The sequence below is a fragment of the Microbacterium sp. 11MF genome, from assembly GCF_000383475.1.
GTDB lineage: Bacteria > Actinomycetota > Actinomycetes > Actinomycetales > Microbacteriaceae > Microbacterium > Microbacterium aquilitoris.
The window spans coordinates 815,294-841,957 of record NZ_KB911460.1; the positions used below are offsets into that span (position 1 = coordinate 815,294).

25 protein-coding genes and 1 tRNA gene are annotated in these 26,664 nt (G+C 69.8%); 18 read left to right on the forward strand and 8 right to left on the reverse strand.

All coding sequences use genetic code 11. The annotated features are described in order from the left end of the window. Position 1 precedes the first annotated feature (1 nt). A complete protein-coding gene (recR, locus tag H286_RS0110890; RefSeq protein WP_018187034.1) occupies positions 2-595 on the forward strand; it encodes a recombination mediator RecR in 594 nt (197 codons plus the stop codon). 2 nt (positions 596-597) lie between these two features. On the opposite strand, the gene H286_RS0110895 is transcribed toward recR, so the two are convergent. Both H286_RS0110895 and H286_RS0110900 read right to left on the reverse strand, forming a co-directional pair. Then, entirely contained in the window at positions 598-996 is a 399-nt protein-coding gene (locus H286_RS0110895; protein WP_020098183.1) for a DMP19 family protein, read from the reverse strand. A gap of 19 nt (positions 997-1,015) precedes the next feature. Beyond that, on the reverse strand, positions 1,016-2,407 hold the full coding sequence (locus H286_RS0110900; RefSeq protein WP_020098184.1) for a threonine/serine ThrE exporter family protein: 1,392 nt from the start codon (positions 2,405-2,407) through the stop codon (positions 1,016-1,018). 132 nt (positions 2,408-2,539) lie between these two features. Between H286_RS0110900 and H286_RS0110905 the strand changes: the two genes are divergently transcribed. Further along, positions 2,540-3,826 (forward strand): aspartate kinase, encoded by a 1,287-nt coding sequence (locus H286_RS0110905; RefSeq protein WP_018187037.1) that lies wholly within the window; start codon positions 2,540-2,542, stop codon positions 3,824-3,826. 4 nt (positions 3,827-3,830) lie between these two features. Here the strand turns inward: H286_RS0110905 and H286_RS0110910 are convergent, their stop codons facing one another. Next, a complete protein-coding gene (locus H286_RS0110910; protein WP_020098185.1) occupies positions 3,831-4,574 on the reverse strand; it encodes an SDR family oxidoreductase in 744 nt (247 codons plus the stop codon). Between the two features lie 52 nt (positions 4,575-4,626). Here H286_RS0110910 and sigJ point away from each other — a divergent pair, with 52 nt between their 5' ends. The 4 genes from sigJ (at position 4,627) to H286_RS0110930 (ending at position 9,057) form a co-directional block, all read left to right on the forward strand. Further along, positions 4,627-5,532: an RNA polymerase sigma factor SigJ gene (gene sigJ / locus H286_RS0110915; protein ID WP_442852495.1), complete on the forward strand. Its 906-nt coding sequence runs from the start codon at positions 4,627-4,629 to the stop codon at positions 5,530-5,532. A gap of 123 nt (positions 5,533-5,655) precedes the next feature. Continuing rightward, the gene (locus tag H286_RS0110920) at positions 5,656-6,726 is read left to right on the forward strand and encodes an aspartate-semialdehyde dehydrogenase (protein ID WP_018187040.1); all 1,071 of its coding nucleotides are present in this window, start codon (positions 5,656-5,658) and stop codon (positions 6,724-6,726) included. Positions 6,727-6,858: 132 nt separating this feature from the next. Continuing rightward, entirely contained in the window at positions 6,859-8,409 is a 1,551-nt protein-coding gene (locus H286_RS0110925) for a malate:quinone oxidoreductase (protein WP_020098187.1), read from the forward strand. A 9-nt stretch (positions 8,410-8,418) separates the two neighbouring features. After that, positions 8,419-9,057 carry a thymidine kinase gene (locus H286_RS0110930; protein WP_020098188.1) on the forward strand — a complete coding sequence of 213 codons (639 nt, stop codon included), beginning with the start codon at positions 8,419-8,421 and terminating at the stop codon, positions 9,055-9,057. A 3-nt stretch (positions 9,058-9,060) separates the two neighbouring features. Here H286_RS0110930 and H286_RS0110935 read toward each other — a convergent pair whose 3' ends face one another. From H286_RS0110935 to H286_RS0110950, 4 genes are all read right to left on the reverse strand, one after another. Beyond that, positions 9,061-9,816 (reverse strand): HAD-IIB family hydrolase, encoded by a 756-nt coding sequence (locus tag H286_RS0110935; protein ID WP_020098189.1) that lies wholly within the window; start codon positions 9,814-9,816, stop codon positions 9,061-9,063. An 86-nt stretch (positions 9,817-9,902) separates the two neighbouring features. Further along, a tRNA-Pro gene (locus tag H286_RS0110940) sits at positions 9,903-9,976 on the reverse strand. A gap of 16 nt (positions 9,977-9,992) precedes the next feature. Then, positions 9,993-10,952, reverse strand: a complete 960-nt coding sequence (locus tag H286_RS0110945; RefSeq protein WP_020098190.1) for a metallophosphoesterase — start codon at positions 10,950-10,952, stop codon at positions 9,993-9,995. Continuing rightward, positions 10,949-13,588, reverse strand: coding sequence for a transglycosylase domain-containing protein (locus H286_RS0110950; RefSeq protein WP_018187045.1), 2,640 nt, complete (start codon positions 13,586-13,588; stop codon positions 10,949-10,951). The genes H286_RS0110945 and H286_RS0110950 overlap by 4 nt, the downstream gene beginning before the upstream one ends. 97 nt (positions 13,589-13,685) lie before the next feature. Between H286_RS0110950 and H286_RS0110955 the strand changes: the two genes are divergently transcribed. The 3 genes from H286_RS0110955 to H286_RS0110965 all read left to right on the forward strand — a co-directional run bounded on the left by H286_RS0110955 (position 13,686) and on the right by H286_RS0110965 (position 15,423). Continuing rightward, complete coding sequence (locus H286_RS0110955) at positions 13,686-13,904, forward strand: DUF4177 domain-containing protein (protein WP_018187046.1); 219 nt, start codon at positions 13,686-13,688, stop codon at positions 13,902-13,904. Next, entirely contained in the window at positions 13,904-14,371 is a 468-nt protein-coding gene (locus H286_RS0110960) for a RidA family protein (protein ID WP_020098191.1), read from the forward strand. The genes H286_RS0110955 and H286_RS0110960 overlap by 1 nt, the downstream gene beginning before the upstream one ends. Positions 14,372-14,445: 74 nt before the next feature. Beyond that, positions 14,446-15,423, forward strand: coding sequence for a nuclear transport factor 2 family protein (locus H286_RS0110965; RefSeq protein WP_020098192.1), 978 nt, complete (start codon positions 14,446-14,448; stop codon positions 15,421-15,423). 6 nt (positions 15,424-15,429) lie between these two features. Here H286_RS0110965 and acs read toward each other — a convergent pair whose 3' ends face one another. Continuing rightward, complete coding sequence (gene acs, locus H286_RS0110970; protein ID WP_020098193.1) at positions 15,430-17,400, reverse strand: acetate--CoA ligase; 1,971 nt, start codon at positions 17,398-17,400, stop codon at positions 15,430-15,432. A gap of 367 nt (positions 17,401-17,767) precedes the next feature. Here acs and H286_RS0110975 point away from each other — a divergent pair, with 367 nt between their 5' ends. From H286_RS0110975 to H286_RS0111015, 9 genes are all read left to right on the forward strand, one after another. Beyond that, positions 17,768-18,757: a TadA family conjugal transfer-associated ATPase gene (locus H286_RS0110975; RefSeq protein ID WP_020098194.1), complete on the forward strand. Its 990-nt coding sequence runs from the start codon at positions 17,768-17,770 to the stop codon at positions 18,755-18,757. Beyond that, positions 18,754-19,647, forward strand: coding sequence for a type II secretion system F family protein (locus H286_RS0110980; RefSeq protein ID WP_020098195.1), 894 nt, complete (start codon positions 18,754-18,756; stop codon positions 19,645-19,647). The genes H286_RS0110975 and H286_RS0110980 overlap by 4 nt, the downstream gene beginning before the upstream one ends. Positions 19,648-19,686: 39 nt before the next feature. After that, positions 19,687-19,890 (forward strand): DUF4244 domain-containing protein, encoded by a 204-nt coding sequence (locus H286_RS0110985; protein ID WP_018187053.1) that lies wholly within the window; start codon positions 19,687-19,689, stop codon positions 19,888-19,890. Between the two features lie 38 nt (positions 19,891-19,928). Further along, on the forward strand, positions 19,929-20,225 hold the full coding sequence (locus tag H286_RS0110990) for a TadE family type IV pilus minor pilin (RefSeq protein ID WP_018187054.1): 297 nt from the start codon (positions 19,929-19,931) through the stop codon (positions 20,223-20,225). Further along, entirely contained in the window at positions 20,225-20,551 is a 327-nt protein-coding gene (locus H286_RS0110995; RefSeq protein ID WP_020098196.1) for an Rv3654c family TadE-like protein, read from the forward strand. The genes H286_RS0110990 and H286_RS0110995 overlap by 1 nt, the downstream gene beginning before the upstream one ends. 77 nt (positions 20,552-20,628) lie before the next feature. Beyond that, positions 20,629-23,292 (forward strand): type I DNA topoisomerase, encoded by a 2,664-nt coding sequence (topA, locus tag H286_RS0111000; RefSeq protein WP_020098197.1) that lies wholly within the window; start codon positions 20,629-20,631, stop codon positions 23,290-23,292. Continuing rightward, positions 23,289-23,924, forward strand: a complete 636-nt coding sequence (tmk, locus tag H286_RS0111005; protein WP_020098198.1) for a dTMP kinase — start codon at positions 23,289-23,291, stop codon at positions 23,922-23,924. Before topA ends, tmk begins: the two co-directional genes overlap by 4 nt. A 30-nt stretch (positions 23,925-23,954) precedes the next feature. Next, positions 23,955-25,109, forward strand: a complete 1,155-nt coding sequence (locus H286_RS0111010; RefSeq protein ID WP_020098199.1) for a DNA polymerase III subunit delta' — start codon at positions 23,955-23,957, stop codon at positions 25,107-25,109. Next, a complete protein-coding gene (locus tag H286_RS0111015; protein ID WP_020098200.1) occupies positions 25,106-26,659 on the forward strand; it encodes an alpha/beta hydrolase in 1,554 nt (517 codons plus the stop codon). Before H286_RS0111010 ends, H286_RS0111015 begins: the two co-directional genes overlap by 4 nt. The last annotated feature ends 5 nt before the right edge of the window (positions 26,660-26,664 follow it).

The window sequence follows — 26,664 nt, forward strand, 5'->3', positions numbered from 1 at the left end:
CATGTACGACGGCATCGTCCAAGACCTGATCGACGAGTTCGGACGCCTTCCCGGCATCGGACCAAAGTCAGCGCAGCGCATCGCGTTCCACATCCTGCAGACCCCGTCCTTCGATGTGTCCCGATTGGCGCAGCTGCTGTCCGAGCTCCGCGAACGGGTGCGGTTCTGCGAGATCTGCGGCAACGTCTCCGAGCAGACCCAGTGCTCGATCTGCCGCGACCCGCGCCGCGACCGCACCTTCATCTGCGTCGTCGAGGACGCCAAGGACGTCTCGGCGATCGAGCGCACCCGTGAGTTCCACGGGCTGTATCACGTGCTCGGCGGCTCGATCAGTCCGATGGCGGGCATCGGCCCCGACGATCTGCGGATCGCGCAGCTCATGCAGCGACTCGCCGACGGCACGGTGACCGAGGTCATCCTCGCGACCAACCCCAACCTCGAAGGCGAAGCGACGGCGACGTACCTCAGTCGCCTGCTTCGGACGCTCGAGATCAGCGTCACCCGGCTCGCATCGGGTCTTCCGGTCGGCGGTGACCTCGAGTACGCCGACGAGGTCACCCTCGGTCGTGCGTTCGAGGGTCGCCGCGCGGTCTGAGCTCAGTCGGTCGGGGCGAACAGCTCCGGCTCATGCGCGAGCGTACGCTCGACGGCGGCTGCGATGTCCTCGTCCTCGATGCGGTACTCCTCGGTGACGCGTTCCTCGGCTTCGCGCCACGCATCGTCGTCGCCGATGCCCGCGGTTTCGTCGTACTCGGCTGCCGCGCGGTCGACGGCTTCGGCGGTCGGCTCGAGACCCAGCGTGCGGTAGCCCTCGGCTACGGCTTCGAGCGGGAACTCCTCATCTGCGGAGTGGGCTTCGATCGCGTTCCAGAAACCGCTGCCCTGGACCGTGGCGTGGAAGGTGAGGACCCGTCGGACGGCGAGGTCGCCGGGCAGGGAGATGGGCTCGTCGAGGTCGACGGCACGGTTCCAGATCTCGTCACTCGCAGAGCTCATGCGGCGAGCCTAGGGGAGGTCAGGAGCGCTCACGTGCCCGGGCACGGATGACGGTGCCGAGCGAGGCGCGCAGCGGCTGACCGACGTAGATGCCGAGCGAGGCGCCGACCGCGAGGGCGATCCCCACCGTCGCCGCCGACGCGAGGGTCGTGAACCCCGACAGGAGCAGGGCGGTGCTGCTGCCCGATTCGACGACGCCGAGGAGACCGCGGAAGACGGCGGCTCCGGGGACCATGGGGAGGATCGCCGCCGTCGTGATCGCGACGGACGGCACGTGCAGCCGATAGGCCGCGAGAATGCCGACGAGGCTCCCCGCGAAGGCGCCGACGCCGCTGGCGGCCGCCGTCTCGAAGCCGAGACCGGATGCCGCGGTGTACCCCGCCCAGGCGACGACGCTGAGGCCCACGCTGACCGCGACGACGCGCAGTCCTGCTCCGTTGTAGATCGTGACGGAGACGGCGATGAGAGCCGCGCCGACGAACTGCAGCGGAAGGGGGCCGAACGGCAGCGAGTCGTTGGGGACGTCCATCCCGGCTCCGACCACCCGGGCGGTCTCGAGTCCCGCGAGGATGCCGAGGACGACGCCCAGGGTCTGCGTCATGAGCTCGAGGATGCGGCCCGTCGCCGTCAGGGCGAAACCGTCGATCGCGTCCTGCGCGGCGCCCACCACGGTGAGCCCCGCGAGCATCAGCACGATGCCCGACGCGACGATCACCGTCGGTTTGATGTCCTGCGCGACCGGCCACCCCGTCGCCTCGAGGCTCGGAGCGACGGCGGCGATGAGCGTCAGGACGAACGCGCCGGCGACCTGGCTGAAGAAGAAGGGAACGTGGACCCGGCCGAGGAGGAACTGCGTGATCGCGGCTCCTCCGGCGGCGATGAAGGAGAGGAGGATGACGAGCCAGTTGGCGCCGAACATCACCGCCACGCCGACCGCGAGGAGCGCCTGCGCGGCGATGATGACGGGCGGGTGGTAGGCGAAGGGCGTGCGGCGCACGATGCGGAACTCGGCGCGGGCGGCTTCGACCGGCATCCCGCCCCTGATCTGGGTGACGAGGGCCTGCAGTCGCTGCAGGCGGGCGTGATCGGGGGCCTGGCTGCGGACGACGCGCATGAGCGTGATCGGCTTGTCGGCGCCGCTCCGGTGGTGCGCGACGGTGATCGAGTTGTAGCTGACGTCGACGTGGACGGGATCGAGCCCGTAGACGCCGGCGACCCGCACGATCGTGAGGGTGACCTCGCTCGCGGGCGCCCCCGAGGCGAGCATCGACTCCCCGATGCGGATGCTGAGATCGAGGACTCCGACAGCGAAGGCGTCGTCGATCACCGGCAGCATCTCGGTGTGCGGCGCCGAGTTCTCGGGGGACCGGACGAGCGCCTGCAGCGACGTGAAGAACTGGCGTCGTCCCATGGCATCCAGCCTAAATGAGGTGCTCCGGCGGGCGTCACATGGCCGAGCGCGTACGTCGTCCTCCCTAGGATGGGAGCGGGCGTGCGTCACCGCCCGCCGGCTGCGCCCGGCATCCACCCGGGAGTATCCGACATGGCCCTGATCGTCCAGAAGTACGGCGGTTCGTCCGTCGCCGACGCCGAGAGCATCCGTCGCGTCGCGAAGCGGATCGTCGACGCCCGACGTGCCGGTCACGACGTCGTCGTCGCCGTCAGCGCGATGGGCGATACGACCGACGAGCTGCTCGACCTGGCCTCCCAGGTCTCGCCCCTGCCGGCGCCGCGCGAGCTCGACATGCTGCTCTCCAGTGGCGAGCGGATCTCGATGGCGCTGCTGGCGATGGCGATCAACTCGATGGGCTTCGAGGCGCGCTCGTTCACCGGCAGCCAGGCCGGGATGATCACCGACAGCTCCCACGGAGCCGCGCGCATCGTCGACGTCACTCCGGTTCGCGTCCGCGAGGCGCTCGACGAGGGAGCCATCGTCATCGTCGCGGGCTTCCAGGGGTTCAGTCGCGACACCCGCGACATCACGACGCTCGGCCGCGGCGGGTCCGACACGACCGCCGTCGCCCTCGCCGCCGCGCTGAACGCCGACGTCTGCGAGATCTACAGCGACGTCGACGGCATTTTCACGGCTGACCCACGCGTCGTGCCGAAGGCACGCAAGCTCGCGACCGTCACGTCCGAGGAGATGCTCGAGCTGGCCGCGAACGGGGCGAAGGTGCTCTACATCCGCGCCGTCGAGTTCGCCCGCCGCCACGGCGTCATGATTCACGCCCGCTCGACCTTCAGTTCGGGCATCGGCACCTATGTTCTCGGTGCGGGGATGACCGCCCCCGACCACGAAGAGGGAGAAGAGATGGAAGAGCCCATCGTCACCGGTGTCGCCACCGACCTCAGCCAGGCCAAGATCACCGTCGTCGGCGTCCCGGACGTCCCCGGCAAGGCCGCCGACATCTTCAAGATCGTCGCCAAGTCCGGCGCGAACGTCGACATGATCGTGCAGAACGTGTCGGCTGCCGCGACCGGCCGCACCGACATCTCCTTCACTCTCCCCAAGGCCGAGGCGTCGACGGCGCTGCGCGCCCTGTCGGTCGAGCAGAGCGCGGTCGGCTTCGACAAGCTCGTCCACGACGACCAGATCGGCAAACTCTCGGTCGTCGGCGCCGGCATGCGTACGCACTCGGGCGTCTCGGCGACGCTGTTCGAGGCCTTGTCGACGACGGGCGTCAACATCGAGATGATCTCGACCTCGGAGATCCGCATCTCGGTCGTCGTGCGCGGCGATGACCTCGCCGAGGCGGCGCGCGTCGTGCACACCGCCTACGGGCTCGACGGCGACACCGAAGCCGTCGTCCACGCCGGCACCGGTCGCTGACGCGTCAGCGCTGAGAGTCGAGCCACTCGTCGAAGCTCGGCCCGGCGATGGTGGCGCCCGGTCCCGGCAGGGCGAGGCCCTCGCGCATGCCGCGCATCTGAGCGCCCGGGATGCTCACCGGGACGACGAGCCGCCGAGATCCGTCCCGGCGAATCCAGGCCCGGATCATCCGGTCCAGGCGTTCCTCGCGGGGACCGGCGAGGTCCGGTACCCGCCCCTGCGGGCCCGCGACCGCGAGGTCGACGAGCCGCGCGGCGACCGCCGCCGCGGCCACCGGTTGCGCTCGCGCCCGCGGTGCCAGCTGCACGGGCCCGAGACGGGCCTGCGAGGCGACCTGCCCTGCGAACTCGTGGAACTGCGTCGCCCGCAGGATGCTCCACGGCACCGCGCTCTCCTTGAACAAGCGCTCCTGCAGGACCTTGCCGGCGTAATACCCGTTCGGATTCCGGTCGATGCCGACGATCGACAGCAGTACCGCGTGTTCGACCCCGGTGCGCGCCGCCGCGTGGAGAAGGGCGCGGGATGCCGCGGAGAAGAACTCCGTCGCCGTTGCCGCGCTGGTCGTGCCGACGCTCGCCACGTCGATGAGCGCATCCGCCCCCGCCAGTGTGCGCTCGACGGCTGCGCGGTCCCGCAGGTCCACCCCCGCGGCACGCGAGAGGACGGCGACGTCGTGCCCCACCTCCCGTGCCCGCTCCACCACGAGTCGTCCCACTGTGCCGGTCCCGCCTGCCACTGCGATCTTCATGTCGTCCCTTCCGAAGGTGTGTCACTGTGGTGACGACGCAGCCTCCGCGAATGTGAGGCCCGGGACGGAGATCGTCATGACGGATGCCGCGACCCGCCGGATCGGCGACGTGGACGCCTACCGCCGTACGCTCGTCGCCGCCGCCTACCGCATGCTCGGGACGTTGGCCGACGCCGAGGACGCGGCGCAGGAGGCCTACGTCCGGTGGCTCCGGTTGGACGCGGGCGAGCGCGAGGCCATCGAGAACCCCGGCGGCTGGCTCATGCGCGTGACGGGGCGGATCTGTCTCGATGTCCTCGGCTCCGCGCGAGTCCGGCATGAGACGTACGTGGGGGAGTGGCTGCCCGAGACGATTCCGGTCGGCACGGCGAGCGGCGACCCCGCCGCCGTCGTCGTCGGGGCGGAGGAAGTGTCCACGGCGCTGCTGTTGGTGCTGGAGACGCTCACCCCCGCCGAGCGCGTGGCGTTCGTGCTGCACGAGGTGTTCGCGGTGCCGTTCGCCGAGATCGCCGGGGTGCTGGGGAGGTCCGCGGCCGCGTGCCGCCAGCTGGCGGCATCCGCTCGTCGTCACGTCGGACGCCGCGCGGGGGCCAGCGTCCCGCGGAGTCGTCACGACGAACTGATCGCAGCCTTCGCGGCGGCGAGTGCGAGCGGGAGTCTCGACGCCCTCGTCCGTGTGCTCGCGCCCGACGTCGTCCTGGTTTCCGACGGTGGCGGGATCGTGTCCGCCGCGCGGCGGCCGGTCCGCGGGGCAGACCACGTCGCGCGCTTCCTTCTCGGGCTCGCGGCGAAGCAGCCGACCGCGACCTACGAACCGGCCATCACCGGAGACGGGCTCGGTTATGCGATCCGGGTCGACGGCGTCATCGTCGCCGCCGTCACCTTCGCCACCGACGGTGAGCGGATCACCCATGTCTGGATGATGCGGAACCCCGAGAAGCTCAGCGCGTGGGTGTGACGTCCCGCGGCGACACATGCGGATCGCGGTACCCGGTGCGCCGGTAGAATCGCCGGAACCCGCTCTCCTGCGCCCTGCCGCGACGTCCCGTCGCGCGGCGCCGCACCCTCGAGGAACCGCACCATGACCGTCTTCTCCGAATCGGGATTCTCCGTCGCCGTCGTCGGCGCCACCGGCCAGGTCGGGACGGTGATGCGCGACATCCTCGTCGACCGCGCCTTCCCGATCCGCGAGCTGCGTCTGTTCGCGACGGCACGTTCGGCGGGCTCCACGATCGTGGTCGACGGCCGGGAGATCCTCGTCGAGGACGTCGCCACGGCGGACCCCAGCGGCATCCAGATCGCCCTCTTCTCGGCGGGGGCGACCGGATCGCGCGCCCACGCTCCCCGCTTCGCCGAGGCCGGCGCGGTCGTCATCGACAACTCGAGCGCCTGGCGTATGGACCCCGAGGTGCCGCTCGTCGTCAGCGAGGTCAATCCGCACGCGATCCACGACCTGCCCAAGGGCATCATCGCCAACCCGAACTGCACGACGATGGCCGCGATGCCCGTCCTGAAGCCGCTGCACGTCGAGGCGGGCCTCGTCCGGCTCACCGTCAGCACATACCAGGCGGTCTCGGGCTCCGGCCTCGCCGGCGCCGAGGAGCTCCTCGGCCAGGTCGAGTCGGTCGTCGCTCAGGGCGGGGCGATCGGCCTGGTCCACGACGGTTCCGCCGTGGACTTCCCGGCACCGGAGAAGTACGTCGCCCCCATCGCGTTCAACGTCATCCCGTTCGCCGGCAACCTCGTCGAGGACGGCGACAACGAGACCGACGAGGAGAAGAAGCTCCGTAACGAGAGCCGCAAGATCCTCGAGCTCCCCGACCTCCGTGTCGCCGGCACGTGCGTGCGCGTCCCCGTCTTCACGGGCCACTCGCTCTCGATCCACGCCGAGTTCGCCGAGGACATCACGCCCGACCGTGCCCGTGAGGTCCTCGCGGATGCCGCGGGTGTCGCCCTCGCGGACGTCCCCACGCCGCTGGCGGCGGCCGGAGCCGACCCGAGCCTCGTCGGACGCATCCGCGCCGACCAGTCCGCGCCCGAGGGCAAGGGTCTCGTGCTCTTCATCAGCAACGACAACCTCCGCAAGGGCGCCGCGCTCAACGCGGTCCAGATCGCCGAGCTCGTCGCCGCCGACCTGGCCGCCCGCGTCTGAGACGGATGCCGGGTCCCGCCGCGCGCGGTCGGGCCCCCGGCATCCGCCTTTCATCAGGGGAAAGAACACGCATTCCTGCCGCCTCGACCGGCGGCGGGCGGCGACCCGGGCCGTAGCGGCGACGTAGACTGGATGACCGTGACTGACAATCCCGGAGCAGACGATCACGCCGCAGAGAACGCCGCGGCGACCAGCCCCGCCGCAGTGAGTCCGACGGAGACGTACGACGCGCTGCTCATCGGCGGCGGCATCATGAGCGCCACCCTCGGCACCCTCCTGCAGCAGCTCGAGCCGGACTGGAAGATCGGCGTCTTCGAGCGCCTCTCCGAGGTCGCGCAGGAGTCCTCCAACGCGTGGAACAACGCGGGGACGGGCCACGCCGCCCTCTGCGAGCTGAACTACACGCCCGAGTCCTCCGACGGCACGATCGATCCCTCGAAGGCGATCGGCATCAACGAGCAGTTCCAGCAGTCGCGTCAGCTGTGGAGCGCCCTCATCGAGCGCGGCGTCCTCGACGAGCCGTCCACCTTCATCAACGCGACGCCGCACATGACCTTCGTCCGCGGCGAGAAGGATGTCGCGTTCCTCAAGAAGCGCTACGAGGTGCTCAAGGAACAGCCTCTGTTCGCCGGCATCGAGTACTCCGAGGACTCCCGCGTCATCAACGAGTGGGCGCCGCTGCTCATGCAGAAGCGTCGCAAGGGCGAGCCGTTCGCGGCCACCCGCGTCCCCGCGGGCACCGACGTCGACTTCGGCTCGCTCACCCGGCAGCTCTTCGAGCACCTCGCCGCCTCCGGTGTGGATGTCGAGACGAACCGAGAGGTACGGAACCTCAAGCGCCAGAAGGACGGCACGTGGGAGGTCACCTACCGCCAGACGGTCGGCCGGACGCCCGGAAAGGTGCGGGCGCGGTTCGTCTTCGTGGGTGCGGGCGGCTGGGCCATCAAGCTCCTGCAGCGCTCCGGCATCCCCGAGATCTCGGGCTACGGCGTGTTCCCGATCGGCGGCCAGTGGCTGAAGACCTCGAAGCCCGAGCTCGTCGCGCAGCACAAGGCGAAGGTCTACTCGCAGGCCTCCGTCGGCGCGCCACCCATGTCTGTCCCGCACCTCGACACCCGCGTCGTCGACGGTGAGGCATCCCTCCTGTTCGGTCCGTTCGCCACGTTCAGCCCGAAGTTCCTGAAGAACGGCCGGATGACGGACATCGTCGCCCAGGTGCGCCCGGGCAACATCCTCCCGATGCTCAAGGTCGCCATCGACAATCCCGGCCTCATCAAGTACCTCGTCAGCGAGCTGTTGAAGGGTCACGGCAAGAAGGTCGACTCCCTCCGCGACTTCATGCCGAGCGCGCGCGACGAGGACTGGGAGCTGCTGCAGGCCGGCCAGCGCGCGCAGGTTATGAAGAAGGACCCGAAGAAGGGCGGCGTGCTGCAGTTCGGCACCGAGGTCGTCAGCTCCGCCGACGGCTCGATCGCGGGCCTCCTGGGTGCGTCCCCGGGTGCCTCCACCGGTGCGTCGATCATGCTCGGTCTTCTGAAGACCTGCTTCCCTGACCGCCTCGCCGCGTGGGAGCCGACGTTGAAGGAGCTGATTCCGACGTACGGTCAGACGCTCAACAGTGCTCCTGACACCGCTCACCAGGTGCTGCAGAAGACGGCAGCCGCGCTGCAGATCAACGTCTGAGTCGCGCCCGTGGCGAAGCTGTACTTCCGCTACGGCGCGATGAACTCGGGCAAGTCGACGGCCCTGTTGCAGGCGGCGTTCAACTACGAGGAGCGCGGCCAGCACGTCCTTCTCGCGAAGCCCGAGATCGACACGAAGGGTGCCGACCAGATCTCGAGCCGTCTCGGCGTCGAACGCACGGTCGACTTCCTCATCGGTCCGGACGACGACGCCCGCGAGCTGTTCGCCGAGCACCGCCGTCGCGTGCAGCGCGAGGCCGAGGCGGCTCTCGTGCCCGACGTCCGCACCGACGTGGCCTGCCTGCTCGTGGACGAGGCGCAGTTCCTCCAGCCCGAGCAGATCGACGACCTCCTGCGGGTCGCGGTGAGCGACGGCATCCCGGTGCTCGCCTACGGCATCCGCACGGACTTCCAGACCCGGGCCTTCCCGGGGTCGGCGCGACTCATGGAACTCGCGCACAGCCTCGAAGAGCTCAAGACGATCTGCCGCTGCGGCAGCAAGGCACTCTTCAACGCGCGCCTGGTCAGCGGGCGCTTCGTCTTCGACGGTAACCAGGTCGCGATCGACGAGCTGTCGCCCGACCGGGTCACGTACGAGTCGATGTGCGCGCGCTGCTACCTGCGCGAATCGGGCGGACGCCTGCGCTGAGGCCTAGAGGGTCGGGATCAGCTCGTCGAGGAACGCGGCGGTGTCCTCCCAGCCCTCCACGGCGTGACAGGTCACACCCATGGCCAGGACGGGGTAGTCGTTGCCGTGCTCGTCGAGGCGGTCGCCCACGAAGAGCATGTCCCCGAGGGGGATGCCGGTCTGCTCCGCGAGTTTGCGCATGCCGTAGGCCTTGTCGATACCGCGGTGCGTGATGTCGACCGACGTCGAGCCGCCGGAACGGACTTCGAGGTCCGGGATGCGGGCGGCCACGGCGTCGCGCAGGGTGTTCTTCTTCTCGCCGGTGGGGTCCCACGCCGTCTTGGCGTCCAGGGGAGCGGACTGACCGAGCGCAGAGAAGGTGATCTGCGAGCCCCGGTCCTCGAGGATCGGACCCCAGGTCTCGCTCTCCCAGAGGCCGAGGCGCGTCGCTTCTTCCTCGACCGCGGCGAGGGCGCGGGACTTCTCGTCGTCGGTCAGGGAGAGCGCGTAGACCGTCTCGATGCCGTCCGTCGTGAGGCGGTAGTACTGCGTGCCGCACGTGGGCATGAGGTGCAGACGGTCGAGGGTCGCGGCATCCGTCTCGGGGAGCCGGTCGACCACCTGAGTCTGGAACTGCTGCAGCTGACCGCCCGAGATGATCGCCACCTCGACGCGCTCTGCGAGACGCAGGAGCAGGTCGCCCATGCGCGGATCGATGGCCGTCTTCGACGGAGCGAGCGTGTCGTCGAGGTCGAACGCGACGAGGCGGGGAGAGGTCATGATGCTCCGTTTCGAGGGAGGTGAGATGGCCCCTCCGGGGAGGGATGCGAAAGGCCCCGCCGGTATCCGGCGGAGCCTCTCTGCGGTCGGGGTGACAGGATTTGAACCTGCGGCCTCGTCGTCCCGAACGACGCGCGCTACCAAGCTGCGCCACACCCCGTGGCAACCCTCCAAGCTTACCCTGCCGACCGCCCCTCGGGCGAATCGTCGGCGCGTCGGGCGCGGAGGACCAGGACGGATGCCTCGGGCCGGCACCCGAAGCGCACCGGGGCGTAGATCGAATGGCCCAGACCCGCGCTCACGTTGAGCGGCACCGTCCGTCCGTCGTGCGACCACCGCGTCAGGCCGCGGGCCTGATCGAGGGGGATGTCGCAGTTCGAGACGAGGGCCTTCTTCGCGAACGGGATGCGGACCTGACCGCCGTGCGTGTGCCCGGCGAGGATCAGGCCGGCACCGGCATCCGTGAACGCGTTGAGCACCCGCTGGTAGGGCGCGTGCGTGACCCCGAGGCGGACGCTCGCGTCGTCACCGAGCGCGCGGAAGGCGGCCGATGCCGCGTCGAGGTCGTCGAGCTCGCGGTGGGCGTCGTCGACACCCAGCGCATCGATCCGGACTCCGCCGACACGGATGCTGGCGGCCGTGTTGTCGATCAGTGTCTCGCCGAGTCCGGTGAGGAAGTCGTCGAGCGCGTCGGTGTCGAGCGAGGGCGTGAATTCGACGTGCGTCGACGGTCCCTCGAAGTACTTGAAGGGGTTGCGGGCGCTCGGGGCGATCTTGTCGTTCGACCCGTGGACGAAGAAGCCCGGCACGCCGCGCAGGGGAGCGAAGGCCGCACGGATGCCGCCGAGCCCGTCCTGATGACCGAGGTTGTCGCCCGTGTTGATCACCAGGTCGGGCTGCACCGTGTCGGCGATCTCTGCGATCCAGCGTTGCTTGCGATGCTGCCACGGCGCCATGTGCGCGTCGGACAGGTGCAGGACGGTCACCGACGGGCTGCCCGGCGGCAGGACGTGGAGGTCATGGCGGCGGAGCGTGAAGAGGTAGCGCTCGATGCCGACGCCCCAGACGCCGGCAGCGACGCCGACCGCCCCCACCGCGCCGAGCGCAGTGAGGGCGGTCTGTGCGGCGGGCCTCACGGACCGTTGCCGTTGCCGGGGCCGCCGTTGCCGTTGCCGTTGCCCGGGCCGTCGTTACCGCCCCCGCCGTCGCAGGCCTTGGCCTGGTAGTTGAGGGTGATGGCGGCGTCTCGAGCGACGGTCTCGCCGGCGGCGGGATCCGTTCCGGTCACGACGCCCTGCGTCGGCGCGCCCGGGTCGTCGGTACAACTCAGCGTGACGTTCGAGAACCCGGCTGCGTTCAGCGCCGCGGTGGCGTCCTTCGGGTTGCCGCTGACGCCGGGGACGACGACGCCCTTGCCATCACTCGGGCTGATCGTGACGGTCGTTCCCGACACGACACGGCCCGCGCCGGGCGACTGCTCGACGATCGTGCCCTCCGCCTCGGGGGACGGCACCGGGTCGCCGACGCTGACGCTGAAGCCGGCGTCCTCGATCCGCTGGCGAGCGGCGTCGGTGTCGAGACCGATGACGCTCGGCAAACTCGCATACGACCGCTTGGTCAGTTCGCTCGCCGGCTTCGGGAACTCGCCGCCGCCGAACTCCGAGTTAGCGGCGCGCTGCATGGCGGGCCAGATGGAGTTACGGATGCGGGACAGGCGGTAGCCGCTTTCATAGTGGTTCTCGAGACGCTCGTCTCCCGCCACGTTGCCGACCCAGACCGCTGTCGTCACCTTCGTGCTGGAGCCGATCATCCACGTGTGCAGGAACTGGTGGATGCCCGTCTTTCCGAAGATCGGTACTCCGTCGAACGTCCGCGCACCACTTCCGGTGCCGCTGGCGCTCATCACGCTTTGCAGCACGTATGCGGCCGTGGCAGCCACGTCTTCGCTGATCTTGCGCTCGCACTTCGTGTCAGGGATCGGACGCTCATCGCCGTTGGCGTCGACCACGCGATCGATGGCCTTCGCGGCGCACAGGGTGCCGTTCGAGGCGATCGCCGCATAGGCGTTCGCCATGTCGATCGGGGCGACGGCCTGCGACCCGAGGACGTCGTAGGGGTTGTTGAACTGATCCAGCGGCTTTCCGTCGCCGAGGGTGACTCCGAGGTCTCCGGCGACGCGGTTGGTGCTGCAGACGGAGATCTTCTCAGCCATCGTGAGGAAGCCGGAGTTCAGCGAGTCCTTTGTGAATCGGGCGACCGTCCCGGTGTAACCACGGTTCCCCTCGAAGTTTCCGATCGCGCCCTTGCCCTCACCGGTCTTGACTTCCTGCGTACCCCCCTCACAGCCGGTCAGCACTGTCTTCTCGCCGACGCGTCCATTGAGTACCTCGTTGACAGAGTGGCCCTGCTGCATCCAGTTGATGAGACTGAACACCTTGTAGGTCGAACCCGCCGAGTGGCTGCCGCCACCGTTCTTGACGGGGACGTTGTAGTTGACCTGGGTCGTTGTCTTGTCGTCCGCCTGGTCGCTCCACGGACGGTTCTGCACCATCGACAGGACGCGGCCGGTTCCGACCTCCACCTGCACACCTGATGCGCCGAGGTTCATGTACGAGACGCTTCCGGGAACGACGGAGATGGCCTTGTTCGCGGCCGACTGGAGAGAGGTGTCGAGCGTCGTGTAGACGCTGAGACCACCACGACGAAGCGCCGCGAGCCGGTCCTCCTTCGTCTCACCGAAGGCCGGGTCGGTCCGGATGATCGAGGTGACGTAGGCGCAGAAGAACTCCTCGCCCTTCGCCTCCGAGCAGCCCTGGGGACGTGACGTCAGCTTCGGGGTGATCGGGGCCTTGATGGCCTCGTCGTGCTCAGCCTTCGTGATCTTGTTGTCTTTCAGCAGGCGGTTAAGGACGTAGTCCTGTCGGATCTTCGTCAGGCGGTAGCCGTCGGCCTCGCCGTTGACAGGGGAGCCGTCCTTCGCAGTGAGCGTGCCGCCCGGCTTGTCGATGCGGAGCGTGTTCGGCTCCTGCACCATGCCGGCGATGACGGCCGCCTGAGCGACCGTGAGCTTGTCGGGCGTCGTGTCGAAGTAGTGGCGAGCCGCGGCGCCGATGCCGTAGACGGTGCCACCGAAGTGCGCGATGTTGAGGTACCCGATCAGGATCTCGTCCTTCGAGTACTCCTTCTCCAGCTGGATCGCGTAACGCATCTCCTGGATTTTGCGCTGGTAGCCCTGCGTGCCCTTGTTCGCCGTCGACTCCTCGTAGCACGCGCGAACCTGCTCAGCGCCCACGGCTTCCGCCTCGCACGACTGCTGGAGGACGTTCTTGACGTACTGCTGCGTGATCGAGGAGCCACCGCGGTTCGATCCCGAGCTCGCGTTGCGCGCCAGCGCGCTGAGCGTGCCCAGCAGGTCGATGCCGCCGTGCGTGTAGAAGTTCTTGTCCTCACTCGAGAGGATCGCGTCGTACATGACCGGGGCGACCTGATCGAACGTCACCGGGATGCGGTTCTGGTCGTAGAACTCGGTGAGCTTGACGTCCTTGCCGTCGTCGTTCTTCGCGTAGATCGTCGTCGGAAGCATGAGCTTCTCGATCTTGAGGTAGCTCGGCATCTTGTCGAACATCTCGATCGCGCTCGACGCCGCATACCCGGACACCGCGATCGCCGGGGTGATCGTTGCCGTGACGAGGAGACCCGCAACGGTGCTCAAGCCGACGAGGCCCATCAGGCCTCCGAGCACACCGGTGGCCGTACGTTTCGAGTGGGGCATAGGCTGATCGTAAGGGAGATTGCTGGGCGATGCCTTGGTGACCGTCCCTGTGTCGAGCCCGTCCGGGCGCGCGAGTCACGACCTCCGGGAGACCCGAATGACCACGTGGGAGTACATGACCACGCCGCTGCTCATCCACAACACCGCGGCGATCCTCAACAACTGGGGCAAGCAGGGGTGGGAGCTCGTTCAGGTGGTGACCGGCCCCGAAGGCGGCCTCGTCGGTTACTTCAAGCGTCCCTCGGGCGGCGACGGCTCCGCCAACGCGGGACTGGATGCCGCGGCTGTGGCGGCTCGTCAGTTCGGTCAGGGCTGATGTCGGTCACCGCACGCCTCGCCGAGCTGGGCATCGAGCTGGGCTCCGTCGTCCCGCCGCTCGCCGCGTACATCCCGGCCAAGGTTCACGGCGACCTCGTCTACACGTCCGGTCAGCTCCCCATGGTCGATGGCGCGATGCCCGCGACGGGCAAGGTGGGCGACGGCGAGGGGTACGTGTCCGCGGACGAGGCCGCTTCGCTCGCGCGGCAGTGCGCGCTGAACGCGATCGCCGCCGCGGCCGCCGCGGTCGGCGGTGTCGACCGGCTGACCGGCGTCGTGAAGGTGACGGGGTTCGTGGCATCCGTGCCGGAGTTCACCGGTCACCCCGCCGTCATCAACGGAGCGAGCACCGTGCTCGGTGAGATCTTCGGCGACGCGGGTCGACACGCCCGCTCCGCCGTCGGTGTGGCGGCTCTGCCCATCGACAGCCCCGTCGAGGTCGAGGTCGTCTTCTCGCTTTCTTGAACCGAGTGCATCTTCCCAGCGAGCTGATACCTCGTCGGGAACGTGCACTCAGACGCCCGCGTCACGCTGTCGCCATGACCAGCTCACGCGTCGCGTCGTCCCTTCTCCTCCGCACGGCCGCCGTCTTCACCGGTGCCGCTCTGCTGACCGGGTGCGCCGCAGGAGGACCTGCGGCCGCGGCGGGCACACCCCACGTCGGACCCTCCGCTCAGGCGGCATCCGCGACCGCAGGCGGTGCGCGGGTGGACCGCGATGATCCCGCGACGGAGGGGAGCAACCTGGCCGCGGTCACGCGGCTCTTCTCCGCGGCTTTCGACGACCCCGACTCGGCGGAGGCTCAGGCCGCCGCTGCCGTGAGCGTCGCAAAGGATGCCGTGGCTCACGGCGGGAACGCCGAAGCGGGGCCCGCGGGCCTGCTCGCCCAGTTCGCCGCGGCGCACAAGAGCGTTCCCGGCGCGCAGGTCGTCATCACGCACACGGCCGCGGACGGCGACCTGGTCGCGGTCCACTATCAGATCACCGCGGACCCCGATGATGAGCGCACCGGGCTCGCGGCCGCCGACGTCTTCCGTCTGTCCGGAGGCAAGATCGTCGAGCGCTGGGCCTTCGAGCAACCCGTCGCGCAGGGCAAGGCCGCCAGCGGCAACACGAACTCGATGTTCAGCGACCTCTACAAGCCCGCCACGCCGTCGCCGGCACCCACCGAGACGCAGGAGGAGAAGAATCGGGTGTTCGCCGTCGACGCGTACGACACGCTGTTCAAGGACCGCGACGTCAGCATCCTCGACCGTGCGTTCGATCCGAACTACCTGCAGCACAATCCCGTCGCCCCGAACGGGACGGCCGCCCTCAAGCAGTTCTTCGGCGGGGGTGCGTCCTTCCCGCCCACGGCGTCGACCGTGTCGCTGGCGGACGGCGACCTCGTGTGGACGCTGTCGCAGGCCGTCGGAGCCACGTCCGATGATCCCTACGCCGCGCTCGACATCTTCCGCGTCGACGGAGGACTGATCCGCGAGCACTGGGATGTCGTCCCCGCCGCCACGGCGGGGTGAGCGCGGTCAGTCCTTCTTCGTCACCTGCCCCTTGATCGTGGACATCACCATGGTGTCGGCGAGGGTCGTCGTGTCGCCGACCTCGCGTCCTTCCGCGACGTCGCGCAGCAGTCGGCGCATGATCTTGCCGCTGCGGGTCTTGGGGAGCTCGGTCACGATGTAGACGTCGCGCGGACGCGCGATCGGACCGATCTGGTCGCCCACCCACGCGCGGAGCGTGTCGACGAGCCCGTCGAGGGAGTTCGCCTTCATGTACGACTCCTTGATGACGCAGAACGCGACGACCGCCTGCCCGGTCGTCTCGTCCGAGGCTCCGACGACGGCTGCCTCGGCGACGGCCTCGTTCCCGACGAGGGCGGATTCGATCTCGGTCGTCGAGAGGCGGTGGCCCGACACGTTCATGACGTCGTCCACGCGGCCGAGGAACCAGACGTCGCCGTCCTCGTCGAGGCGCGCCCCGTCACCGGCGAAGTAGTAGCGCTTGTCGGCGAACTTGTCCCAGTAGGTCTCCTTGAAGCGGTCCGGGTCGCCCCAGATGCCGCGCAGCATGCTCGGCCAGGGTTCGGTCAGCACGAGCAGCCCGCCGTTGCCGTTGCCGACCTCCTGGCCCTGATCGTCGACGACGTCGAGGCCGATGCCGGGAAGCGGCACCTGCGCGCTGCCCGGCTTGGTCTCGGTCACCCCGGGCAGCGCCGACACCATGATCGCGCCCGTCTCGGTCTGCCACCAGGTGTCGACGATGGGCGTCCGATCCCCGCCGATGACGTGGCGGTACCACATCCACGCCTCGGGGTTGATGGGTTCGCCGACGCTGCCGAGCAGGCGCAACGACGACAGATCGTGCTGCTCGGGGATGCTCCTGCCGAGTTTCATGAAGGAGCGGATGGCTGTGGGCGCCGTGTAAAGGATCGTCACCCCGTACTTCGCCACGATCTCCCACCATCGACCCGGATGCGGGGTGTCGGGGGTGCCCTCGTAGATCACCTGCGTCGCGCCGTTGGCGAGCGGACCGTACGTGACGTACGTGTGTCCCGTGATCCACCCGATGTCGGCGGTGCACCAGTAGACGTCGGTCTCGGGGTGCAGGTCGTGGACGACCTTGTTCGTGAACGCCGCCTGCGTGAGGTAGCCGCCGCTCGTGTGCAGGATGCCCTTCGGCTTCCCCGTCGTCCCCGAGGTGTAGAGGATGAAGAGGGGGTTCTCCGCCGGGAACGGCTGCGCGACATGATCAGCGGATGCCGCCGGCACGAGATCGTGCCACCACAGGTCGCGTCCGTCCTCCCAGTTCACCTCGGTGCCGGTGCGCTTGACGACGAGGACGTGCTCGACGGTCTCCTGCGGTCCGTGTCCGCGGTCGCCGAGTGCCTGGTCGACGGCCGGCTTGAGTGGGGATGCCTTGCCTTTGCGGTACCCGCCGTCGCTCGTGATGACGAGCTTCGCGCCGGCGTCGTCGATCCGGGAGCGCAGGCTGTCGGCCGAGAACCCGCCGAAGACGACGGAGTGGATGGCGCCGATGCGCGCGACGGCGAGCATGGCGGCGACGGCTTCGGGGATCATCGGCAGGTAGATGGCGACCCGGTCGCCCGCGTCGATGCCGAGCTCGGTCAGCACGTTGGCCAGACGCTTCACCTCGTCGGTGAGCTCGGCGTAGGTGACGCGACGCTCGTCGCCGGGCTCACCCTCCCACAGCAGGGCGACACGGTCGCCGAGGCCTGCCTCGACGTGGCGGTCGAGGCAGTTGTACGCCACGTTGAGTTCGCCGTCCTCGAACCAGGTCGCGAAGGGCGGGTTCGACCAGTCGAGCGTGCGCGTGAAGGGAGTATGCCAGTGAAGGTTGCGGGCCTGCTCCGCCCAGAACGCCTCGCGGTCCGCGGCGGCGTCGTAGAGGTCCGCGTGCGCATTCGCTGCGGCAGCGAAGTCCGCGGAGGGCGCGAACCGTCGGGTCTCGTTCAGGAGGTGGTCGATCTGGCTGCTCATGCGGCGCTCCTTTGCGTGCAGGCCATCGTGGCCTCGTGCGGCGATGCGGCAACTCTAGGTTCGGCTCAAGGAGCGCGACTACCGCCGATAGTGGGTGCGGCGCGCTGGGCATGTGTGCGGCACAATCCCAGCCAGGATGAGCGTAAGATCGTTATCGCCCGAACATCGATTCGGTTTCGCGATCGCGCTGATCCCCCCTGAAGCGCGGTTGCGTGGGCGGCACCCTTTCCCCCAATGGGTGCCGCCCTTCTCTTTTCCTTCACGGTCGCGGTCGTCGCTTTCTGCACACGCGTTCACACCGTCGTTCCGTCCACGCCCGGCGACGTCGAAGGTCCGGGGCCGGAGGCGTCCGCCTAGCGTTCCGGGCATGCCGCATCCGTTCATCGCCGCCCCTCGAGGCACCGGAGTCGCCGCGATGCCGCGACCGGTGCCGCGGCATCCGGTGGTCGCACCGTTGCGCCGGTACCTCGCCGACCCCGGCGTCACTGACGTCTTCGTCAACGGCACCGACGGCCTCTACGTCGACCGGGGCGGCGGACCGGAGCGCATCCCGGACTGGGCGCTCGACGAAGAAGCCGTGCGTGAGCTCGCCGTCGGGCTCATCGCGCTCGGGGGCCGCCACCTCGACGACGCGACGCCCTGTGCGGACGTGCGTTGGGAGCACGGCGTGCGGGTCCACGCGGTCCTGCCGCCCATCTCGTGCACGGGAGCGACGATCTCGATCCGCCTCCCGGGTACCGGAATGCCCGATCTCGACGACCTCGGTCGCCGCGGCGCGTTCGACGCGGCGATGGGCGCCCGACTCGAACGGCTCGTCGACCAGCGTGCCAACGTCCTCGTCACGGGAGCCACCGGCGCCGGGAAGACGACGCTGCTCGCCGCACTGCTCGGACGCGTTCCCGTGTCGGAGCGGATCGTCACGATCGAGGATGTCGCGGAACTCCGGATCGCCCACCCGCACCACGTGCGTCTCGAAGCCCGGCAGGCCAACCTCGAAGGCGTCGGGGCGATCGCGCTCGGGCGTCTGTTGCGCGAAGCCCTGCGGATGCGCCCCGACCGACTCGTGGTGGGCGAGTGTCGGGGTGAGGAGGTCCGCGAGCTCCTCACCGCCTTGAACACCGGTCACGACGGCGGCGCGGGGACGGTCCATGCGAGCGGGCTCGCCGAGGTCCCGGCCCGCCTGGAGGCGTTGGGTGCGCTCGCCGGGATGGATGATCGAGCCCTCGCGCGCCAGACGGCCAGCGCGATCGGGGCCGTCGTCCACATCGAGCGCGGACGCGACGGAGTGCGCCGCGTGACGGGGATCGCGCGCCCCGTCGTGCGCGACGACCGCCTCGGCATCGAGGCCGTCGCATGAACGCGCGGAAAGCCGCCCAGGCCAGCGCTGCGTCCGATGCAGCGGGGGTCGCCGGCGTCGTCCAGCGCCTCGCCGTCCTCCTGCAGGCCGGCATCGCGCCGGCCGCCGCCTGGCGCCACCTCGCCCACGCCGGTGACGAGACGGCCGCGGCGGTGTGCGAACGACTGGATGCCGGGGGATCAGCCGCATCCGCCCTCGCCGACCGCGGCGGCACGTGGCAGCAGATCGGCGTCGCCTGGCAGGTGGCGACGGTCGTCGGAGCCCCGCTGGCGATGAGTCTCCGAGGTCTCGCCGAGGCGCTCCGCGACGCTCATCAGGCGCGCGACGACGTCCGCACCGCTCTCGCCGAACCGCAGACGACCGCGCGGCTCATCTCGTGGCTCCCTCTCGTGGCCCTCGGCCTCGGCGCCGCCCTGGGGTTCGACCCGTTCTCAGTCCTGGCCACCCCGCCGGGCGCCGTGTGCCTCGTCGCGGGGGGACTGCTCATGTTCCTCACCCATCGGTGGACGCGTGCACTGGTCGCACGGGCGCAACCAGGCGACGAGATCCCCGGACTCGATGCCGAGGTGATCGCGATCGCCCTCTCGGGTGGCGTCTCGATCCCGCGGGCGCTCGAGGTCGTCGCGGCGGCCTCGGGTCTCGAACCCACCGCCGGGACCGCCTCTGTCCTCGCCCTCTCCCGATCCGCGGGCGCGCCCGCCGTCGAACTGCTGCGAGCGGATGCCGCGTCCCGCCGCCAGGCGGCGCGCACCGACGGGCGGCTGCGGGCGGCATCCCTCTCTGGACGGCTCCTGCTTCCGCTCGGAGTGTGCACCCTGCCGGCGTTCCTGCTGCTCGGCGTCGGTCCGATGCTGCTCTCGGTCCTCACCTCGGCCCCGCTCACGCTGTGAGCCCAGACGTGCCCATCACCCACAACACCGGAGGAGATCATGACATCCCACGACCTGCCCACCCTGACCCGCCGCCGCGCGGCCGACCTGTTCGCCGACGAGTCCGGCGCCGCGACAGCGGAGTACGCCATCGCGACGATGGCGGCCGTCGCCTTCGCCGGGCTGCTGGTGATCATCATGCGCTCGGACGAGGTGCGCGGCATCCTCACCGACCTGGTCCGGCGCGCCCTCACCGTCTCATGAGGCGGGACGAGCGGGGATCGGTTGCGGCGGAGTTCGCCGTGACGGTCCCCGCCGTCGTCCTCGTCATCGTTCTGGCGGTCTCCGCGTTGTCGGTGGGGGCTCGGCAGGTGCGGCTGGAGCACGCCGCGGCCCAGGCTGCGCGGTACGCCGCCCGCGAGGAACCCGCCGAGCGGGTGCGGGCTGCGGCATCCGCCCTCGCCGCGGGCGCGGCCGTCACGACTCGCCGCGAGGGTGATCTCGTGTGCGCGGACCTCTCCGCCGCGCCGGGAGTGCCGCTGCCATTGCCCGACCTCCGCGCATCCTCGTGCGCGCTCGCCGCCCCGGAGATCGACTGATGGCGGGCGCTGCGACGACCGTCGGGGTCCTGGCGGTCTCGGCCACCCTGGCCGTCGGCTTCGTCGCCGCCGGAGCGGCCGCGGCATCCTCGGCGCGGGCGGCGGGAGCGGCCGACGCCGCGGCCCTCGCCGCCGCAGACACGGCGTCGGGACTCGTGCCGGGAGAACCGTGCGTGAGTGCCGCTGACGTCGCGGCGAGGAACGGCGCGTCGCTCACCGCGTGTCGGATCGACGGACTCATCGCGACCGTGGAGGTCTCGATCGACGTCGGCCCCCTGGACGCGCGGGCGCGCGCCCGCGCGGGGCCACCACCCGGGTCGCCCTGAGGGCTCGGGACGGCGGGGCTCTCAGCGCGCTCTTGACAACTCGGTGTGTATGGTGTGCAACGAAGAAAGGACGCCACGTGGCACAGGGCAAGAAGCTCGTCATCGTCGAGTCTCCGACGAAGATGCGCTCGATCCAGGGATACCTGGGCGACGGTTACGAAGTCATGAGTTCGGTCGGACACATCCGCGACCTCGCCGACAAGAAGGACATCCCCGCGGATCTGAAGAAGACCTCCGTCGGGAAGTACTCCATCGACATCGAGAACGACTTCACTCCTCTTTATGTGGAGAGCGACCGCGGCAAGAAGACGGTCACCGAGCTCAAGCGAGCCCTGAAGAACGCCGACGAACTCCTCCTCGCCACTGATGAGGACCGCGAGGGCGAAGCCATCGCGTGGCACCTCCTCGAGACCCTGAAGCCCAAGGTCCCCGTCAAGCGGATGGTCTTCCACGAGATCACGAAGGACGCCATCCAGGCCGCGGTGAAGAACACCCGCGAACTCGACCATGCCCTCGTGGACGCCCAGGAGACCCGACGCATCCTCGACCGCCTCTACGGCTGGGACGTCTCCGACGTCACCCGCCGCAAGGTCGGCCAGGGCACGAGCGCCGGCCGCGTCCAGTCCGCCGCCACCCGCATGGTCGTCGAGCGGGAACGCGAGCGCATGGCGTTCGTCTCCGCCTCGTACTGGGACGTCGACTCCACCGCCGTGAAGGGATCGGATGCCTTCGCCATCCGGCTCGCCCGTCTCGACGGCGCGCCGTTGGCCCGCGGCACCGACTTCGACGACACCGGCTCGCTGAAGAAGGCCGTCGTCGTCCTCACCGAGGAGCAGGCGCGCGAGCTGGCGGCAGCGCTCGAGGCGTCGGGCGCGGCATCCGTCGTCAGCGTCGAGGCCAAGCCCGGCACGCGCAGCCCGAAGCCGCCGTTCACGACCTCGACCCTCCAGCAGGAGGCCGGTCGCAAGCTCTCGATGAGCGCCAAGCACGCCATGGGCGTCGCGCAGCGGCTCTACGAGAAGGGCTACATCACCTACATGCGCACCGACTCGACCGCTCTGTCGGCGCAGGCGGTCACCGCCGCGCGCACCCAGGCGGTCGCGCTCTACGGCGACAAGGCCGTGCCCGCGAACCCGCGCAGCTACCGCAACAACGCCAAGAACGCGCAGGAGGCACACGAGGCGATCCGTCCCTCGGGTGACACCTTCCGGACGCCCAAGGAGGTCACCTCCGGCCTCGACCGCGACGAACTCCGCCTGTACGAGCTCATCTGGAAGCGCACCGTCGCCAGCCAGATGGCCGACGCGAAGTACGAGACCACGACCGTGACGATCGACGCGGATGCCGCCGGCAAGACGGCGACGTTCACGGCATCCGGCACCGTCTACACCTTCAAGGGGTTCCTCGAGGCCTACGAAGAGGGCCGCGACGAGAAGCGCAGCGACAACGACCGCGCCGACGACCAGTCGCTGCCGTCGCTCGCCGTCGGCGACGCTCTGACGCTGACAGACGTCGAGCCGAAGGGGCACGCGACGAGCCCCAAGCCGCGCTACACCGAGGCATCGCTCGTGAAGGCGCTCGAGGAGCACGGCATCGGTCGTCCGTCGACCTTCGCGAGCATCATCGACGTGATCCTCGACCGCGGGTACGTGTCCAAGCGCGGCCAGGCACTTGTGCCCAGCTGGCTCGCCTTCAGCATCGTGCGCCTGCTGGAAGAGCACTTCGCCGACCTCGTCGACTACGACTTCACGGCGGCGCTCGAGGACGACCTCGACTCCATCGCCCGCGGAGAACAGAATCGCGCCGCGTGGCTGCGCGAGTTCTACTTCGGTTCGAAGGACCACGTGGGCCTGCGCAACATCGTCGACAACCTCGGCGACATCGACGCACGCGAGATCAACTCGACGAAGATCGGCGACGTCGCGGTCCTGCGGTTCGGTCGGTACGGGCCGTACCTCGAGGTGCCGGGCGATGACCCCGAGACCCCGCGCCGCATCAACGTGCCCGAGGATCTCGCGCCCGATGAGCTCACCCCGGAGAAGGCGCGGGAGCTGATCGACGCGCCGGTCGGCGGCGACCGCGTCCTCGGACAGAACCCCGAGAACGGGCGCGACGTCGTCATCAAGGACGGCCGCTTCGGCCCCTACCTCGAAGAGGTCCTCCCCGAAGAGGAGGCGCCGGCCGAGGAGGTCAAGCCCAAGCGCGGTGCGAAGAAGGTCGTCGCACCCAAGCCCAAGCGTGCGTCGTTGTTCAAGAGCATGTCGCCCGAGACGATCGATCTCGAGACGGCGCTGAAGCTCCTGTCGCTTCCGCGCGAAGTCGGCGCCGACCCCGAGTCGGGCACCGTCATCACGGCGCAGAACGGCCCGTACGGTCCCTACATCAAGAAGGGCACCGACTCGCGGAGCATCGCCAGCGAGGACATGATCTTCGACATCACGCTCGAGCAGGCCCTCGAGATTTACTCGCAGCCCAAGTACGCGAACCGCGCCGCGACCTCCATCAAGGAGTTCGAGGCCGATCCGGTCAGCGGCAAGCCGATCCGCATCAAGGACGGCCGCTTCGGCGCCTACGTCACCGACGGGACCACGAACGTCACGATCCCGCGCGGGCAGACGGCGGACGACATCACCTTCGAGATCGCCGTGCAGATGCTGGCCGAGAAGCGGGCGAAGGGGCCGGCGCCCAAGCGCACGACCCGCAAGCCCGCCGCACGCAAGCCGGCGGCGAAGAAGAAGTGACCTCCGGGCTCTGGATCACCCTCGAGGGTGGCGACGGCTCGGGTAAGACGACGCAGGCAACCCTGCTGGAGCGGTGGCTCCGTGAGCAGGGTCGCAGCGTCGTCCGCACGCGCGAACCCGGCGGCACCGAGGTCGGCGTGCTCATCCGCGACATCGTGCTGCACCACCGCGGCGACATCGCCCCGCGCGCCGAAGCACTCCTCTACGCGGCCGACCGGGCGCACCACGTCGCGACGCTCGTGCGGCCCGCGCTCGCGCGCGGCGAGGTCGTCATCCAGGACCGCTACCTCGACAGCTCCGTCGCCTACCAGGGCGCCGGAAGGGTGCTGGACGGCGGCGAGATCCGCGACCTGTCGCTGTGGGCCGCCGAAGGTGCGTTGCCCGACGTCACCGTCCTCCTCGACGTCGACCCGGCGACCGCGCGGGAACGATTGGATGCCGCCGACAAGCCCTTCGACCGACTCGAAGCCGAGAAGAGCGCGTTCCACGAGCGGGTCCGCGCCGCCTTCCTCTCGTTGGCGGATGCCGAGCCGGAGCGCTTCCTCGTCGTCGACGCCACGCAGCCGATCGACGAGATCGCCGACGCCATCCGGACGCGGGTGTCCGAGCGGCTGTCCGCACTCTCGTCCTGAGCGTCGCCGGCACCTCGTAGGCTGAACCGCATGACCTCCACCACCGTCGACATGCTCCCGTGGGGCGAGGTCTGGGGCCAGGACGAGGCCGTCGCTCAGCTGCGGGCCGCGGCATCCGATCCGTCGCAGCTGGCCCACGCGTGGCTCATCACCGGCCCGCCCGGATCGGGCCGCTCGACCCTCGCCTATGCCTTCGCCGCGGCGCTCATCGCCGAGCCCGGCGACGAGAAAGCGATGCGCCAGGTCATGGCGCGCACGCACCCCGACCTGGCGGCGCTCCGCACCGAAGGCGTCATCATCTCGATCAAGGACGCCCGCTCGCTCGTCGAGCGCTCGTACTTCTCGCCCTCCCTCGGCCGGTACCGCGTCATGGTCATGGAAGACGCCGACCGCATGGTCGAGCGCACGAGCAACGTCCTCCTCAAGGCCCTCGAAGAGCCGCCCGAGCAGACTGTCTGGATCCTCTGCGCGCCGAGCGACGCCGACCTCCTCCCCACGATCCGCTCGCGGGTGCGCATCCTGCGGCTGCGTGAGCCCGACGTGGCCGACGTCGCGCGGCTGATCGTCCAGCGCACGGGCGTCGACGAGGCGATCGCGGAGCAGTCCGCGCGGCTCGCCCAGCGACACATCGGCATGGCGCAGCGGTTGGCGACGGATGCCGCGTCCCGCGAGCGTCGCGATCGAACCCTCCGGGGGGTCCTCCGCGTGCGCGGGGTCGGCGACGCCGTCGAGGTCGCCGCGTCGATCGTGCAGTCTGCGACCGATGACGCCAAGGCGCTGACGGCGACCCGTGACGAGGGGGAGCGCGAGGCCCTCCTGCGGACGTTGGGGGTCGCGCCCGGAGGCGCCGTTCCCCCCGCCGTTCGGAGCCAGGTGAGCGCATTGGAGGACGAGCAGAAGCGGCGCGCCACGCGCAGCCTGCGCGACGGGATCGATCGGGTGCTCACCGATCTCGAATCCCTCTATCGCGACACCCTCATGCGCCAGTTCGGTCGGGACACCGACCTCATCAACCGCGAACTGACACCGGAGATCGACGCCATGGCCGCCGCCTGGACACCGCAGCACACCCTGACGGTGCTCGACGCCATCGCGCTGACACGCACGAACCTGCAGGGCAACGCCGCCCCTGCACTCGCCCTCGAGAGCATGCTCATCACGGTCGCGACGGGGCGCCCGCAGTGACCCGCGGGTTCTGGCGCCGTGCGGCATCCGTTCTCCTCGCCACCGGGGCGGTCGCGGCACTGCTCGCGGCGTGCACGCCCACCGCTCCCGCTCGCCCCGGTCCCGACCGGACCCCGATCACGCAGGGGGCTCCGGCCGGCTTCGAGGAGTACTACGGGCAGAAGGTCGACTGGGAGAAGTGCCGGGGGATCGGCGAGGGTGACTATCACTGCGCCTCCGTGACGGCTCCCCGGGACTGGACGGACGCGGACGGCGGCGACATCCAGTTGTCCATCATCGTGCGCCTCGCCTCGGGCGGGACGTCGAAGGGATCTCTGTTCGTGAACCCCGGCGGCCCCGGAGCGAGCGGTGTCGACCTGGTCCAGCAGGCGGCGGAGTTCGCCGTCGGCAGTGATCTGCTGGACAGCTACGACGTCGTGGGCTTCGACCCGCGAGGCGTCGGACGGTCGACGCCCGTGCGCTGCTTCGACGCCACGGCCATGGACCACTACCTTTTCGACATCCCCTCGGCCCCCCGGGGTACGCCGGAGCGATCCGCCGAGCAGCGCGCGTCGGCCGAGTCCTTCGCCCGCGCCTGCGACGTCAACAGCGACGGCCTGCTGCCCTACGTCACGACCCAGAACGCCGCCCGGGACCTCGATCTGCTTCGCGGGGTCCTCGGCGATGGGAAGCTCGCCTACCTCGGGTACTCGTACGGGTCGTTCCTCGGCGCGACCTACGCTGAGCTGTTCCCCCGGAACGTCGGTCGCGTCGTCCTCGACGGCGGTCTGGACCCCTCCATCCCCGGCGCGGTCGTCGGGGCGCGGCAGGCCGTAGGGTTCCAGTCCGCCCTCGACGCCTTCTTGAAGAGCTGCATCGAGGGGTCCGACTGCCCGTTCGACGGACCGGTCGCGAACGCCCAGCAGCAGCTCTCCGACGCGCTGGCTGCCGTCGACGCCGCGCCGCTGACATCGACCGATGGACGGAAGCTCGGTTCGGACGCCCTCGTGATGGGCATCGTGTCGGCGCTCTACAGCGAGGGGAACTGGAGCACGCTCTCATCGGCCCTCGCCGCGGTCCTGCAGGGTGAACCCGACGAGATGTTCGAGCTCGTCGACCGGTACTACAACCGCTACGACGGGCGGTACCTCGACAACTCCACCGAGGCCTTCTCGGCCTACAACTGCATGGACTACCCGCCGGACTCCGACGACGTCGTCGCGGCGGCGAACGCGGAGGTGGCGAAGGACGCGCCGACCTTCGCGCCGTACTGGACGTCGGACGTCGACCTCTGCGACGCCTGGCCGTACCCGCCGACCGGGACCCGGAACGAGATCCATGCCGACGGTGCCGCGCCGATCCTCGTGATCGGGACGACGAACGACCCCGCGACGCCGTACGAGTGGTCGGCTGCGCTCGCGAAGCAGCTGAGCTCCGGCATCCTGCTCACCCGTGTGGGGGAGGGGCACACCGGTTTCAACAAGGGCAACGCCTGCATCGACGACACGGTCGTCGCGTACTTCGACGAGGGCACGGTGCCCGACGGTGACGTGCGCTGCGAGGCCGGTTGATCCCT